The sequence below is a fragment of the Gordonia marina genome, assembly GCF_052036135.1.
GTDB lineage: Bacteria > Actinomycetota > Actinomycetes > Mycobacteriales > Mycobacteriaceae > Gordonia.
The window spans coordinates 45,889-60,319 of record NZ_JBPSDN010000002.1 but is presented as its reverse complement, the minus strand read 5'-3'; the positions used below and the strand labels follow the sequence as shown (position 1 = coordinate 60,319).

Below are 14,431 nucleotides of genomic sequence, written 5' to 3'. Positions count from 1 at the left end.
ATGAGCGCCACCACCGCCGCACCGGCCGTCCGGGTCCGGGGGCTGACCAAGACCTACGGCGACAAGACCGTCCTGAACGCGATCGATTTCGACATCCCGGAGAACGTGATCTGCGGCCTGTTCGGCCGCAACGGCTCGGGCAAGACCACCATCATGTCGATCCTGACCGCGCAGAACTTCGCCGACTCCGGTCGCGCCGAGATCTTCGGTGAGCGGCCGTACGAGAATCCCCGCGTCCTGCCGCGCATCTGCTTCGTCCGGGAGAGCCAGCGCTACCCCGACGACGCGAAACCGCGACACGCCTTCGCCATCGCGAAGCTGTTCTTCCCGAACTGGAGCGACGACCTCGCCGCGCAGCTGATCGACGACTTCGATCTCCCGATGAACCGGCGCATCAAGAAGCTCTCCCGCGGGCAGCTGTCGGTCGTCGGGGTGATCATCGGACTCGCGTCACGCGCCGACATCACCTTCTTCGACGAGCCCTACCTCGGGCTCGACGCCGTCGCCCGGCAGATCTTCTACGACCGGCTGCTCGCCGACTACGCCGAGCACCCGCGCACGGTGGTGATCTCCAGCCACCTGATCGACGAGATCGCCGACCTGATCGAGCAGGTCCTCGTCGTCGATGACGAGCGGATCGTCGTGAACGAGCCGGTCGAGGACCTGCGCGGACGCGCGGTGACCGTCGTCGGCCCCGAGCCCGCCGTCGACGAGTTCGTCGCCGGCCGCGAGGAACTGCACCGCGAACGGCTGGGCTCCGTCGCCTCGGCCACCGTCCTCGGCGCGCTGTCCGGCGACGACGAGCGCCGGCTGGCCGCCGCCGGTCTGAGCACCGCACCGGTCTCGCTGCAAGAGCTGGTCGTGCGCCTGACCCAACACCACGACTCCGCGAACGGAGCAGTCCGATGAACCGCACCACCAATGTCGTCCGCATGCAGCTGATGAACCGCCAGACGTTCGTCGGGCTGCCGCTGCTCATCCTGTTCGCGTCGTTCGCGATCACCCTCGCGATCTACGGGATCATCCTGTTCACCGTCCCCGGGCCGGTCGAGCATCCGATGTACAGCGGGGGCACGCAGGCGCCGCTCTGGTACTTCCTGGTGGTCGGCGTGCAGGCGATGAACCTGACCTTCCCGTTCTCCCAGGCGATGAGCGTGACGCGCCGCGAGTTCTTCTCGGGCACCGTGCTGACCGCCGCGGGAACGTCGTTGATCCTGGCCGTCACCTTCGGAATCGGCGGCCTGATCGAGCGGGCCACCGACGGCTGGGGCTTCCACGGCTACTTCTTCTATCTGCCGTGGATCTGGGCGCACGGCGCCCTGGCCGCCGCCCTGTTCTACTTCGTCGTCGCGATGCTGGCCTTCCTCCTCGGCTTCCTCGGCGCGGTGATCTACAAGCGGTTCGGTCTGCTGTGGCTGCTACTCACCGCGATCGGGCTGGTCGTGGCGCTGGTGATCGCGGCGTTCGCGATCTCGGCGACGCATTCGTGGGCGGGCGTCGGACACGCCCTGGTGCACGCCGACGCGCTGTATGTGGCGCTGATCGCTCTCGGCGTGTGCGCCGTCCTCGCCGGGCTGGGCTACCTCACCCTCCGCCGCGCCGTCCCGTAGCGGACACGCCCGGCACGCCGGCCGTTGGAACCGGATCGGCGCCGCGCGCGTCTAAGTACACATGGGGGATGTCGTATCGGCCGTCGTATCCGTCTCGTCGGCCACCGAATGTCACGGCGGCGCCGTCCACGGCGTGTACTACCGGGACGAGCTGGAAGCGCTCGGAATCGGCGACCGCGAGCGGCGCGAGATGCTCGCGGCCGGTGAGCTCGAGTCGCCGCGCAAGGACTGGTTCGCCGTCCCGGCCCGCCACACCACGGTGCACGAGGCGGTCCGGGGCGGCGGCGTCCTGTCGTGTGTGTCGGCGCTGAAGTACTACAGGTTCTGGGTTCCGCCCGGCTACCCGGAGGTGCATGTGCGCCGCGCCCGCGGCGCCGCGAAATACGAGTCGTCGTGCCGGGGTTTCTCCCGGATCGCCGCCGGTCGCACGGCGGTGGATCCGGTGGCGGTCGCCCTGGAATGCGCGGCGCGGTGCATGCGCGAGGAGGACTGGATCGCCGTCTGCGATTCGGTGCAGAATTCACTCGGGGTCTCGGCCGAGATGCTCCGCGCCGAGATGGGCGATCTTCCGCAGCGCGTGCGGGAGTGGTTCGGTCGAACCGACGCCCGTTCTCAGTCGGGCACCGAATCGGTGGTCCGGGTCCGGCTCCGCTCGCTCGGCTACAAGGTGACCGTCCAGCCGCGAATCGACGGTGTGGGCCACACCGATCTCCGTATCGGGCGGCTGGTGATCGAATGCGACGGCCGCCAGTACCACTCGTCGGCCGCCGAGTTCCAAGCCGACCGCACCCGCGACCGGAAGGCCGTGGTCGACGGCTGGATCGTCATTCGGCTCACCTACGACGACGTCCTCTTCGGCTGGGCGGAGGTACTGGAAGACATCCGGGCGATCACCACCAAGGACCGCCACCGATCACGCCGCCCCGCGCAGAACACCGGCCGATAGCGGGCCGCCGAGGGAAGATCGCCGCCCGCGGCCCTGAGACGGCCGATGTTCTGCGAGCACCGCACGCCGCAGCCACGGAAAAGCGGGCCAGCACGCCCGGCCGGCCTCCGAAGACTCGCGACTCCCGCCCGGATAGTCGTTCCGGCCCCCGCTGCGAGGGGGCAGACGGCCGAGACGGGAGCCCGGCGCCACGGCACGGGGTGCCCGATAGTCCAGATCAGCCGGTGGCGAGCAGCGGCCCGCAGAACACCGGCCGATCGCGAGGCGCCGAGGGAAGATCGCCGCCCGCGGCCCTGAGACGGCCGATGTTCTGCGCGCATCGCGGCGACGGCGTTCACGGCGGCCGGGCACGTCCAACGCTTGACCTTCGACCGACGTGAGACCCGACGATGGAGGGGTGATCGACGACTACCTGCCGATCGGTGAGTTCGCCCGCCGCACCGGCCTCACCCCCAGCGCACTCCGGTTCTACGCGGACACCGGGGTGCTTCCGCCCGCGCACATCGACGCCGAATCCGGCTACCGGTACAACCCGCCCGATCAGGCCGACCGGGCCGTCCTGCTACGCCGCTTGCGGGAGACCGGAATGTCGTTGCCGGTCTGCACCGCGGCGCTCACCGGTGGACCGGCCGAGACCACCCGGCTGCTCGCCGAGCATTCGGCGGTCGCCGACGCTGAGGCCCGCCGGCGGGCACGAATCGCCGCCGAACTGCTCGGATCGCTCGCGCCTCATCGGACGACCGGGACTGCCACCGTCCGCGGGCCGGCATTCGCGAGTGCGGTCGATCAGGTCCTGACGGCCACCGGCGACGACCCCACCCACCCGATCCTGCGCGCCGTGCACCTGGAAGCCGGGCCCGATCAGGTGACGTTGACGGCGACCGATCGATACCGGCTCTCGACCCGCACGCTCGTCACGATCGGCACCGGGGAGCAGGCAGATTGGTCGGCAGCTCTGGAGCCCGCGGACCTCTTGACCGCCCTTCCGGAGATCCGGCGGCGCCCCCGCATCGCGATCTTCCGCGACGACGACGCGGTCTGGGTGCGGAGCCCCGATCAGCCCGCGCATCGGATCGCGGCGATCGACGAGACGTTCCCGGACCATCGAAGCATGGTCGCTGGTCTTCCCGAGCCGGCCACGCGTCTGGTGACTCCGCAGAACCGGCTCCTCGAAGCGCTCGAACGGATCACCGGCCCGGTGTGTCTGCGGATTCTTGGCGATCTGGTGACCGTGGGAGAAGGCGGCGAGGAGCCGACCGCGGCGATCGGCCTCGCCGGGTCGTCGGTGACCGGGGCGGCCGTGACGATCTGGTTCGATCACGCGACCCTCTACCCGGCGATCAGCACCGCCGTCGGCGGCGACCTACTGCTGGACCTGCGCGGCCCGGAACTCCCAGTCACCGTCCGGTCCGCGGACGACGGCGCCCTCACCACGGTGCTGATGCCGATCGCTGCGCCGAGTCCGGGGCACACCCGATGACCGACTCACTCATGTCCGCGATCACCGCCGCGGTCACGGCCGGGCGAAACGGCGACACCGACCATGCGCGCGCTGCCCTGCTGGCGATCTGGAACCGAACCCCCACGCCGGAGGCCGGGTACCGGTGCGTGCTGGCCCACTACCTGGCCGACCTGTACGACCATCCCGCCGAGGCACTGATCTGGGACACCCGCGCGCTCGACGCCGCTCGCGATCTGACCGACGCGGAGCTGTCGCCGATCCTCCCCGGCGGCACCGTCGCGGCGCTGCGGCCCTCCCTGCACCTCAATCTCGCGGACCAGCTGCGCAGGCTCGGTGCCTTCGACGGCGCGGCGGAACACGTCGCCGCGGCGCGCACTCACCTGTCGGCACTGGCCGCCGACTCGTACGGGGAGTGGATCCGCGCGCTCGGCGAGCAGGTGGCGGCGGCGGTCGCGGCCCGCGATTCCGCTCCGCTGCGGTCGTCGGCCGATCCGACGGCGGCGAGCAGCGTCGCGCCGGAGCGTGCCACGCCCGGATCGGCGGGTGGGCCGCCGTAGCCGGGGGATTCGTCGTACCCGGGGGATTCGTCGTGCGGGGCACCCTGAGCAAGGGGGCTCGGCAGTCAGTGAATGGCGAGCCAGACGGCCAGGCCCAGGCCGCCGACCCCGATCGCGATCCGCAGCGGGGTGGCCGGGAGGCGGGCGACGATCGGCGGGCCGGCCCAGCCGCCGAGGAGGCAGCCGAGGCCCATCGCGAGCGCCGCACCCCAGTGGACGTGCGAGAACACGATGAACAGGGCGGCCGCGACGGCGTTCGCGACGCCCAGGAGCGCCGACTTCAGGAGGGTGGCGCGCCACAGCGGCATCGCGGACAGCACCATCGCGAGCGCCACGAACATCACGCCGGCGCCCGCGCCGAAGTAGCCGCCGTAGATCGAGACGGCGAAGACGCCGAGCAGCCACCAGCCGGGATGGCTCACGCGCTCCCCCATCCGGGCGCGCAGCCGCGGCTGGAGCAGCAGGGCGATCGAGGCGAGCGCCACCAGGTACGGCACCACGACCTCGAACACGGTGTCCGGAGAGGCGAGCAGCACCACCGCGCCGACGCCGCCACCGGCGAGCGCCACCAGCACCGCGCGGACGAGCGCCGGGGCGTCGCCGTCCTCGACCAGTACCCGGCCGGACTTGGCGAAGCTCCCCACACCGACCGCCACCATCGCCACCGTGTTGGTCACGTTGGCGACGATCGGTGGCAGGCCGGCCGCGAGCAGCGCCGGATAGCTGATGATCGAGGCCAGACCGGTCACATAGCCGACGACGCCCGCGGCGAACCCGGCCGCGAACAGGAGTGCGACGTCGGCGAGGGTCATGTGGACTTCGATTCTAGAAGCTGCGTTTCGACACGATCGGGTCCTGAGCTGGCGCGGCGGAGCTTGCGACGACGCGCCGTCGAAGGGCGGCTAGCGCCTCGATCGGCTCAACGGGCTGGCAGGAGCGACTCGGCGGGGCTGGGCGGACGGCGGCGAACGTTTCGGCCCGGTTCCCTCACCGGCGGGGCGGGCTGTTGTCTACCGCCCTTTGAGCCGACCGAGGCGCCAGCCGAGGGGCGAGTCGAAAAGACCCGCTGACGGGCGCGTTTCGACACGGTTCGTCTCTTCGTTTCTCACCGGCGGGGCGGACCGGCGGGCGGCGGAGCGGTCGGCCGGGCGACGACCGTCAGTGGGCGAAGTGGCGGGCGCCGGTGAAGTACATGGTGATCCCGGCGGCCTGGGCGGCTTCGATCACCTCGCTGTCGCGGACGCTGCCACCGGGCTGGACGACGGCGCGGACGCCGGCGTCGATCAGCACCTGCAAACCGTCCGGGAACGGGAAGAAGGCATCGGACGACGCCACCGAGCCGGCGGCGCGGTCGCCCGCGCGCTGCACCGCGAGGTGCGCCGAGTCGACCCGATTCACCTGGCCCATGCCGACGCCGACGGAGGCACCGCCGGACGCCAGCAGGATCGCGTTCGACTTCACCGCACGACCGGCCCGCCACGCGAAGTCGAGATCGGCGAGCGTCTGCTCGTCCGCGGGCTCGCCGGACGCCAGGGTCCAGTTCGCCACGGCGTCGCCCTCGGCGTCGAGCACGTCGCGGGCCTGCAGCAGCACGCCGCCGGAGACCGGGCGCAGCTCCAGGCCGGTCGCGGCCGGCGGGGTGGCGATCAGGATGCGCAGGTTCTTCTTGCGGGTCAGCACCTCGACGGCGCCGTCCGCGTACGACGGGGCGATGATCACCTCGGTGAAGATGTCGGCGACCTGCTCGGCCATCTCGACGCTCACCTCGCGGTTGGCGGCGATCACACCGCCGTAGGCGCTCACCGGGTCGCAGGCGTGCGCCTTGCGGTGCGCCTCCGCGATGTCGTCGCCGATCGCGATGCCGCAGGGATTGGCGTGCTTGATGATCGCGACGGCGGGGGCGTCGAAGTCGAAGGCGGCGCGCCAGGCGGCGTCGCCGTCGGTGTAGTTGTTGAACGACATCTCCTTGCCGCCCAGCTGCTGTGCCTGCGCCAGGCCCGGCGCACCCGCGTTGTTCACGTACAGCGCGGCCGGCTGGTGCGGGTTCTCGCCGTAGCGGAGGACCGCGGAGCGGTCCCAGGTGGCACCGGCCCACACCGGGAAATCACTGTCCCCGGCCGGCGCGACGACGCTGCTCATCCAGGAAGCGACGGCCACGTCGTAGTCGGCGGTGTGGCGGAACGCCTTGGCGGCCAGCGCCTTGCGGTCGTTCAGCGAGAACCCGCCGGCGGCCACGGCCTCGGCGACGCGGGAGTAATCGGCCGGGTCGACGACGACGGCCACCGAGGGGTGGTTCTTCGCGGCGGCGCGCACCATCGACGGTCCGCCGATGTCGATCTGTTCCACGCACTCGTCCGGCGACGCCCCGGAGGCGACGGTCGCGGTGAACGGGTACAGGTTGACGCAGACCAGCTCGAACGGCTTGATGTCGAGGTCGGCGAGCTGGGCGAGGTGGTCGTCCTTGCGGGTGTCGGCGAGGACACCGGCGTGCACGCGCGGATGCAGCGTCTTGACGCGGCCCTCGAGGCATTCCGGGAAGCCGGTCAGCTCGCTGACCTCCACCACCGGCACGCCCGCGGCCGCGATGGTCTTCGCGGTGGACCCGGTGGAGACGATCTCGACCCCGGCGGCCGCCAGCGCGGTGGCGAGCTCGGTGAGGCCGGTCTTGTCGTAGACGCTGATCAGAGCGCGCCGGATGGGCCGCTGCCCGCTGCCGTCCGTCGAAGTGCCTGCGTTCACGGGATGTATGCCTTTCGTCCATCGGTGACCACGCCGCGGGTCACCACCGCCTCCACCACCGTCGGCAGAAGCTCACGTTCGGTGGTCTTGATGCGCTCGTGCAGCGATTCGACCGTATCGCCGGTCCGGACCCCGACCACGCCCTGCGCCAGGATCGGGCCGGTGTCCACACCGCCGTCGACCAGGTGCACGGTGCACCCGGTGACCTTGACGCCGTAGGCCAGCGCGTCGGCGACGCCGTGCGCACCGGGGAACGCCGGCAGCAGCGCCGGATGAGAGTTCAGGACTCGCGCGGCATAGGCGCCGAGGAATGCCGGGCCGAGGATCTTCATGAAGCCGGCGGCGACGATCCACTCCGGGGCGTAATCGGCGACCCGCTCGCGCAGGGCCCGGTCCCAGGCCTCGCGATCGGCATAGTCGCCGACCTCGCAGCGCACCACCGGCACTCCGGCGGCCTCCGCGATCCCGATCGCCGGGCAGTCCCGGTCGACCACCAGGGCCGCGACCGCGAACGACGACGACGGCCGCTCCGCGAACGCCAGCAGCGCCGCCAGCAGCGAACCGGTGCCCGAGGCCATCGCCACGACGGGCGTGCGGGTCGATCCGGGGCTGCTGGTCACTCCCAACAGGTTAGTGCCCGGGACCGTCGCGGCGGCGATCGGGGGCGATACGGAGTTCCGCGGTGACCTCGGCGTCGTCCTGGTCGCCGGGGTGCCCGGCCGCGGCGCCGCGCCCGGGACCGCCGGAATCGTCGGCGGAGAGCTCCTCGTCGCCGTCGAAGTCCGGGTCGGGGTCGGGGTCTGGGTCGACGGCATCGAGATCATCGTCCGGCATGTCGTAGTCGGCGTCCGGGTCGTCGATGATCTCCAGGTCGGCGAACTCCTCGGAGGCCAGCAGCTCGTCGAGGTCGAAGTCGGCGGCGTGGCGACGGCGCGGCGAGGGCAGCAGACCGCCGGCGGCGGCCCCGACGCCGGCCACGAGCGCCCCGGTGACCGCGATCCAGGCGAACGCGTACACCCCGGCCAGCGGTGCGCTGACGCCGACGCGGCCGAGTTCGCCCGCCCCGCCGGAGGCCAGCGCGCACGACAGCACGATCAGCGCCGCGCACACCGCGGCGGCCACTCCGACGGCGCGCAGATGCTTGACGAGGTCGACGCTGCGGCAGTACCAGCCGACCAGCAGACCGATGGCGACGGGCAGGACGAACACGAGTGCGCCGATCCCGCCCAGGCTGTGCCCGGGCAGGATCCCCAGGATCGGCAGCGGCGGCACGGTACCCGGCGCGACGCTCAGCGCGTCGACCGTGGCGGTGCCCGCCTGGGCGGTGGCCCCGACCGAGATGCCGAGCGCGCCGATGATCACGTTGGGCAGGTAGAGGATCGAGAGCAGGGTGAGCCCGAGGTAGCCGTCGAACGAATGGCCCTCCCCGATCAGGAGCCCGATCCGGCTCCATTCGGCGACGATCCCGGCGGCCACCAGCACCCCGCCCCCGGCGAACAGGCCGAGGAAGGCGAGCAGTCCGGCGCGGGCGCCGACGCGATCGGTGACGGGGAACTCGTACACGTCGAAGAGCGGTTGCAGGCAGCGGCGGCCGACCCCGATCGCCACGCCGATCAGCTGCACGGCCAGCGTGTGGCCGAACGCCGGGAGCGGCGCGGCCTGGCCGATCGACGACACCGCGGCGCCGTCGGCGACGACGGCCAGCGCCAGCGCGGTCCACAGCAGCGGGCCGGCGAGCGCGGCCGCGGCGATGCTGGCGACCTCGTGCAGCGTCTCCACCTCGCGCGATGCCCGCGCCGTGACCACCGCGGCCGCGGCGATCATCGCCAGCGTCGGCACCAGCGGCAGCACTCCGACGGTGACCCCGCCGATGGTCAGCGGCACCTGGTTCACCGCCAGCCACGCCGCGGCGGTCTGCGCGCCGATCCCGCCGAACGACCCGCCCGCGAGGAATTTGGTCACCGTCACCGCCAGCGCCAGGAGCACGGTGGTGACGGCCGGGACCAGGAGCGCGACCTTCAGCAGATCCCAGGTGGCCGCGCGGACCGGCTGACGCTCGGCACGACGGTTCACCCGTCCCTGCCGGAGTCGGGTCGCCAACGATTCGGTGGTGGAAGCCATCACCTTCGAGGGTGGCACGACCGCCCGGCTCGCCGTCCGTGGCGCGCCGCGCGTACCCGAAATGTGATCGAGGGGCCCGCGAGCATGTGCTCACGGGCCCCTCGATCGACCGCTGTCAGTTGTCGGACGGCTTCTCGTCCGAGCCTTCCGCCGTGTTGAACACGGTGGTCTCCGAGCCGCCGGCGGCACCGGGATCCGAGCCGGGCGTCGGCAGCGGGTTGTACGTGGTGGCCGAGGAATCGGCCGCCGGGCCGTCGCCGTACGAGGGCGACGAACCGTACGACGGCGCCGAGCCGTAGGACGGGGACGAACCATAGGACGGCGACGAACCGTACGACGACGGCGCCGAGCCACCGGTGTGCGAGCCGTAGCCGGAGCCGGACTGCTGCTCGCCGTAGGAGTACGACGGCGCGGCCGGGGCCGCCGGGGCGGCGGACTGCTCACCGTAGGAGTACGACGGTGCCGCGGCGGCCGGAGCCTCGGCCGCGGGGGCGACCGGCGCGGCGGCCGGAGCCGGGGCGCGCTTGACGAACTCGGCCTCGATCAGCAGCCAGAACACCGACACGGCGGCACCCAGGATCGTGAAGATCAGCAGCATGATGGCGCCGGCGCCCTTGCTGATGTCGGCACCGTCGTAGCTGAAGACGCCGTCGCTGGCCGCGAACTGGAAGATGGTGATGAGTGCGGCCACGACGGACAGCGCGCTCACGGTCGCCGCGTAGTGCTTGGTGGCGCCGACCAGCAGGCTCAGCAACGCCATCACGCCGGCCACGGCGAACAGCGACCACGGAGTGGCGAACTCGGTGGAAAAGACCTTGACCGAGTCCGAACCGCGGCCGGAACTGCTGTCACTGGTGTACCCGGACAGGAAGCCGCAGAAGAGCATGATGACGCCGAGTGCGCCGATGACGGCCGCCAGGATGGTGCCGATGTTGTGCGGGAGGCCCTGCGACGGCGGCTTGGGCGCCTGGTACTGCTGCGGCGCACCGTACTGCTGACCGTACTGGTCCTGGCCGTACTGGGCCTGCGGCGCGGTGCCGTACTGCTGCTGACCGTACTGGGGCTGCGGCGCGCCGCCGTACTGCTGCTGGCCGTACTGACCGGCGTCGCCCTGACCGTAGCTCGGTCCCGACTGCGGATACGTCATGAAGCATCTCCTGGTAGTAGTTCGCCGACCACGCTAATACAGGAGCACCCCGGGCCGCACGGTCCGGGGTGCGGCCCACTACCAGGCGTGGACGGCGCCGCGCTCGCGATACCAGTCGATCAGCGACGGATCGTCCACCGACTTCGGGTCCACGTTCACGTTGTCCCGGCCGGCCAGAATCGCGGTGACCGGAACCTCCAGCTTCTTACCGGTACGGGTGTGCGGGATGCCGGGCGCGACGATGATCTCGTCCGGCACGTGCCGCGGCGACAGGCGCGTCCGCACCTCACCCGCCACCCGGGCGATCAGCTCGTCGGTCAGCTCGGCGCCGGGCACCAGGGTCACGAACATCGGCATCCAGTACGCGCCGTCGGGGCCGTCGACGCCGACGACGAAGGCCTCGGCGATCTCGTCGATCCCCTCGACCACCTCGTAGATGTCGGCTGAACCCATCCGGATGCCGTGCCGGTTCAGCGTCGCATCGCTGCGCCCGTGGATGATCAGCGAGCCGCGGTCGGTGAGCGTCACCCAGTCGCCGTGCCGCCAGACGGGGGCTTCGACAAGTGGTTCCTGAGCGGAGTCGAAGGGTGGTTCCTGAGCGGAGTCGAAGGGTGGTTCCTGAGCGGAGTCGAAGGGCTCAGCCGGCGACGAGGACTCCCAGACGTGGTCGAAGTACGCGGCGCGATACCGGGACTGATCGTCGTCGTTCCAGAAACGCACCGGCATCGACGGCATCGGCTTGGTGACGACGAGTTCGCCGACCTCGCCGATCAGCGGCTGCGCATCCGGCGACCAGCTGGCCAGGGCGACGCCGAGATGGCGCACCGACAACTCCCCGGCGACGACCGGGACGCCGACGCTGCCACCGGCGAACGCACTGACGATGTCGGTGCCGCCGCTGATCGACGAGATCGGCAGGTCCTCGCGCACGTTGGCGTACACCCACTCGAAGAGGTCACCCGGCAGTGTCGAGCCGGTGCTGCCGAGCATGCGCAGCGCCGTCAGATCGTGGTCGCGACCGGGAACCAGTCCCGCCTTGCGGGAGGCGTTGAGCTGACCGGGGCTGGTTCCGAACAGGGTGACCTGCTCGTCGGCCACGATCTGCCACAGCCGGTCGGCGTCCGGATACAGCGGCGAACCGCTGTAGGTGACGATGGTCGAACCCGCGAGCAGACCGGCCACCTGGAAGTTCCACATCATCCAGCTCAGCGCGGTCTGCCAGAAGAAGACGGACTCCTCGTCGAGGCCGGAATGCAGCGCCGTCTCCTTGAGATGCTCCACCAGCACCCCGGCGTGCCCGTGCACGATGCCCTTCGGCCGGCCGGTGGTGCCCGAGGAGAAGAGGACCCAGAGCGGGTGGTCGGCGGCCACCTTGACCGTGGTCAGGGGGCGGGCCGTGTCGGCGGCGGCGTCGTGCCAGGAGGTCGTCGAGGGGGTCGTTTCGATCCTTCGACCTCGTGTCGTCGCAAGCTCCGCCACGAGCTCAGGAACCACACGGCCGGGCCCTAGCGGGCCCGTCCGGCTCAACGGGCTGTCGTGGCCCCGGCTCGACGAGCTGTCCTCGACCTGGATGTGCAGGACCAGGTCGTCCAGCAGCGATGCCAGCTCGGCGCTGTCGGCGCGCTTGTCGACGTCCTTCCCGTTCCAGCGGTAGCCGGCGCAGGTGAACAGGGCCTTCGGGCGCAGCTGGGCGAGGCGCCCGGCCGCGCCCTCGGGGGCGTAGTCCTGCCCGCATCCCGACCAGATCGCGCCGAGCGAGGCCGTCGCCAGGAAGGCGATCACCGTTTCGGGGATGTTCGGCAGGTAGGCGGCGACCACATCGCCCTCGCCGATCCCGGCGTCCGACAGGGTGCCGGCGACGGCTGCGACCAGCCCGGGCAGCTCCCGCCAGGCGATCTCGGTGCGCCGGCCGTCCTCGTCGAGCCCGACGATCGCGGTCCCGGCACGATCACACCGGGCGAGCACCGCGTCGGCGTAGTTGAGTCGCGCCCCCGGGAACCAGCTCGCGCCCGGCATCCGGGCATCGGCGAGCACCGCGGCGTCGCCCGGCGCGAGAGGTTCGGCGGCGATCTCGTCGAGCCCGAAGAAGTCCCACACCCCGCGCCAGAAACCCGGCAGATCGTCGACGGAGTACTGCCAGAGCTCGTCGTATGTCGCGAACGTGCGCCCCGTCCGTTCCTCGCAGAAGGCGGTGAAACGGTCATAGGGGGTCGTCATGAATCATCCATTCCCAGTAATTCGATCGCCTGCGCGCGCATCTCGACCTTGCGGATCTTTCCGGTCACCGTCATCGGGAACGACTCGACGATGTGCACGTACCGGGGGATCTTATGCCGGGTGATCTGGCCTTCGGCGAAGGTCCGCAAATCCTCCACGGTGATCTGCGCCGCCCCCTCGCGCAGCCGGATCCAGGCCATCAGCTCCTCGCCGTACTTCTCGTCGGGCACACCGATCACCTGCACGTCGACGATGTCCGGATGGGTGTAGAAGAACTCCTCCACCTCGCGCGGGTAGATGTTCTCGCCGCCGCGGATCACCATGTCCTTGATGCGCCCGGTGATGCGGACGTAGCCGTCGTCCTGCATCACGGCGAGGTCGCCGGTGTGCATCCAGCCCTCGGTGTCGATCGCGTCGGCGGTCTTGTCCGGCTCGTTCCAGTAGCCGAGCATCACCGAGTAGCCGCGGGTGCAGAACTCGCCGGTGCCGCCGCGCGGCAGCGTCTCACCGGACATCGGGTCGACGACCTTGATCTCCAGGTGCGGTCCCACCCGGCCGACGGTGCTCACGCGCAGGTCCAGTTCGTCGTCCATCCGGGTCTGCGTCGACACCGGGCTGGTCTCGGTCATGCCGTAGCAGATCGACACCTGCGCCATGTGCATCTCGCCGATCACCCGCCGCATCACGGCCTCCGGGCACGGCGACCCGGCCATGATCCCGGTACGCAGCGACGACAGGTCGTACGACGCGCCCGAATCGAGGAGATCCAGCTCCGCGATGAACATCGTCGGCACCCCGTACAGGCTGGTGCAGCGGTACTTCTCGACGGCCGCGAGGGTGGCCGCCGGATCGAACGCCGGAGCCGGAATCACCATCGCGCTGCCGTGCGCGATCGCCGCCAGATTCGCCATCACCATGCCGAAGCAGTGGTAATACGGCACCGGCGTACAGATCCGGTCGGCCTCGGTGTACTCGAGCAGGTGACCGACCAGATAGCCGTTGTTGCCGATGTTGTGGTGCGAGAGGGTGACGCCCTTCGGGTTGCCGGTGGTCCCCGAGGTGTACTGGATGTTGATCGGATCGCTCGCCCGCAGACCGGCCGCGACCTCATCGAGTTCGGCCAGCTCGGCGCCGGTGGGCTCACCGAGCAATTCCGTGAAGTCCGGCGACTCGAACACCCGGACGTCGCGCAGTTCCGGCAACTCGCCGCGGACGTCGTCGAGCATCTGCGCGTACTCCGAGGTGCGGAAGCTGCGCGCGGCGAAGACGACCGAGGTGCCCGACTGCGCGAGGGCGTAGGCCACCTCGTGCCGCCGGTACGACGGGTTGAGCACCACCAGGATCACCCCGGCCTCGGCCGCGGCGAACTGGGTGAGCACCCACTCCCAGCGGTTCGGGGACCACAGTCCGAGGCGGTCCCCCGGTGCCAGGCCGAGCCGCCGCAGCCCGGCGGCGAGCGCCCGGACCTGCGCGCGGAACTCGCGATAGGTCCACTGCCGGTCCGCCTCGGCGTCGATCAGCGCGACGGCGTCCGGATACCGCTCGGCGGTGGCGGCCAGGGTGGCCCCGATGGTGCACTCGAGCAGCGGCGGAGTGTCCTCTCCGCGCGCGTACGACGGTTCGGTCATGACG

Annotated in this window: 12 protein-coding genes; 5 read left to right on the top strand and 7 right to left on the bottom strand. The window is 71.0% G+C overall.

Annotation, left to right across the window (positions count from 1 at the left end; genetic code table 11):
- The 5 genes from ACSEEN_RS01225 to ACSEEN_RS01205 all read left to right on the top strand — a co-directional run bounded on the left by ACSEEN_RS01225 (position 1) and on the right by ACSEEN_RS01205 (position 4,575).
- Positions 1 to 909: an ATP-binding cassette domain-containing protein gene (locus tag ACSEEN_RS01225; protein WP_440712049.1), complete on the top strand. Its 909-nt coding sequence runs from the start codon at positions 1 to 3 to the stop codon at positions 907 to 909.
- On the top strand, positions 906 to 1,610 hold the full coding sequence (locus ACSEEN_RS01220; RefSeq protein ID WP_440712048.1) for a hypothetical protein: 705 nt from the start codon (positions 906 to 908) through the stop codon (positions 1,608 to 1,610). The genes ACSEEN_RS01225 and ACSEEN_RS01220 overlap by 4 nt, the downstream gene beginning before the upstream one ends.
- A 61-nt stretch (positions 1,611 to 1,671) precedes the next feature.
- Entirely contained in the window at positions 1,672 to 2,556 is an 885-nt protein-coding gene (locus tag ACSEEN_RS01215) for an endonuclease domain-containing protein (protein WP_440712047.1), read from the top strand.
- 376 nt (positions 2,557 to 2,932) lie between these two features.
- Positions 2,933 to 4,036 (top strand): DNA polymerase III subunit beta family protein, encoded by a 1,104-nt coding sequence (locus ACSEEN_RS01210; RefSeq protein ID WP_440712046.1) that lies wholly within the window; start codon positions 2,933 to 2,935, stop codon positions 4,034 to 4,036.
- Positions 4,033 to 4,575: a hypothetical protein gene (locus ACSEEN_RS01205; RefSeq protein ID WP_440712045.1), complete on the top strand. Its 543-nt coding sequence runs from the start codon at positions 4,033 to 4,035 to the stop codon at positions 4,573 to 4,575. The genes ACSEEN_RS01210 and ACSEEN_RS01205 overlap by 4 nt, the downstream gene beginning before the upstream one ends.
- 65 nt (positions 4,576 to 4,640) lie before the next feature.
- On the opposite strand, the gene ACSEEN_RS01200 is transcribed toward ACSEEN_RS01205, so the two are convergent.
- The 7 genes from ACSEEN_RS01200 to ACSEEN_RS01170 form a co-directional block, all read right to left on the bottom strand.
- Positions 4,641 to 5,387 (bottom strand): sulfite exporter TauE/SafE family protein, encoded by a 747-nt coding sequence (locus ACSEEN_RS01200; protein WP_247866478.1) that lies wholly within the window; start codon positions 5,385 to 5,387, stop codon positions 4,641 to 4,643.
- A 346-nt stretch (positions 5,388 to 5,733) separates the two neighbouring features.
- The gene (gene purH, locus ACSEEN_RS01195; RefSeq protein ID WP_247866477.1) at positions 5,734 to 7,314 is read right to left on the bottom strand and encodes a bifunctional phosphoribosylaminoimidazolecarboxamide formyltransferase/IMP cyclohydrolase; all 1,581 of its coding nucleotides are present in this window, start codon (positions 7,312 to 7,314) and stop codon (positions 5,734 to 5,736) included.
- Positions 7,311 to 7,934, bottom strand: a complete 624-nt coding sequence (gene purN, locus ACSEEN_RS01190; protein WP_440712044.1) for a phosphoribosylglycinamide formyltransferase — start codon at positions 7,932 to 7,934, stop codon at positions 7,311 to 7,313. The genes purH and purN overlap by 4 nt, the downstream gene beginning before the upstream one ends.
- A 10-nt stretch (positions 7,935 to 7,944) precedes the next feature.
- On the bottom strand, positions 7,945 to 9,435 hold the full coding sequence (locus ACSEEN_RS01185) for a cell division protein PerM (protein ID WP_440712043.1): 1,491 nt from the start codon (positions 9,433 to 9,435) through the stop codon (positions 7,945 to 7,947).
- Positions 9,436 to 9,550: 115 nt separating this feature from the next.
- Positions 9,551 to 10,582, bottom strand: a complete 1,032-nt coding sequence (locus ACSEEN_RS01180) for a DUF5336 domain-containing protein (RefSeq protein WP_440712042.1) — start codon at positions 10,580 to 10,582, stop codon at positions 9,551 to 9,553.
- A 78-nt stretch (positions 10,583 to 10,660) separates the two neighbouring features.
- A complete protein-coding gene (locus ACSEEN_RS01175) occupies positions 10,661 to 12,799 on the bottom strand; it encodes an acetoacetate--CoA ligase (RefSeq protein ID WP_440712041.1) in 2,139 nt (712 codons plus the stop codon).
- On the bottom strand, positions 12,796 to 14,427 hold the full coding sequence (locus ACSEEN_RS01170) for an AMP-binding protein (protein WP_440712040.1): 1,632 nt from the start codon (positions 14,425 to 14,427) through the stop codon (positions 12,796 to 12,798). The genes ACSEEN_RS01175 and ACSEEN_RS01170 overlap by 4 nt, the downstream gene beginning before the upstream one ends.
- Positions 14,428 to 14,431 lie beyond the last annotated feature (4 nt).

What these genes read in the sequence shown, in the direction of transcription:
- ACSEEN_RS01180 (WP_440712042.1), bottom strand. Translation starts at nt 10,582, where the DNA reads ATGACGTATCCGCAGTCGGGACCGAGCTACGGTCAGGGCGACGCCGGT.
- ACSEEN_RS01175 (WP_440712041.1), bottom strand. Translation starts at nt 12,799, where the DNA reads ATGACGACCCCCTATGACCGTTTCACCGCCTTCTGCGAGGAACGGACG.
- ACSEEN_RS01185 (WP_440712043.1), bottom strand. Translation starts at nt 9,435, where the DNA reads ATGGCTTCCACCACCGAATCGTTGGCGACCCGACTCCGGCAGGGACGG.
- ACSEEN_RS01215 (WP_440712047.1), top strand. Translation starts at nt 1,672, where the DNA reads ATGGGGGATGTCGTATCGGCCGTCGTATCCGTCTCGTCGGCCACCGAA.
- ACSEEN_RS01170 (WP_440712040.1), bottom strand. Translation starts at nt 14,427, where the DNA reads ATGACCGAACCGTCGTACGCGCGCGGAGAGGACACTCCGCCGCTGCTC.
- ACSEEN_RS01205 (WP_440712045.1), top strand. Translation starts at nt 4,033, where the DNA reads ATGACCGACTCACTCATGTCCGCGATCACCGCCGCGGTCACGGCCGGG.
- ACSEEN_RS01225 (WP_440712049.1), top strand. Translation starts at nt 1, where the DNA reads ATGAGCGCCACCACCGCCGCACCGGCCGTCCGGGTCCGGGGGCTGACC.
- ACSEEN_RS01220 (WP_440712048.1), top strand. Translation starts at nt 906, where the DNA reads ATGAACCGCACCACCAATGTCGTCCGCATGCAGCTGATGAACCGCCAG.
- ACSEEN_RS01200 (WP_247866478.1), bottom strand. Translation starts at nt 5,387, where the DNA reads ATGACCCTCGCCGACGTCGCACTCCTGTTCGCGGCCGGGTTCGCCGCG.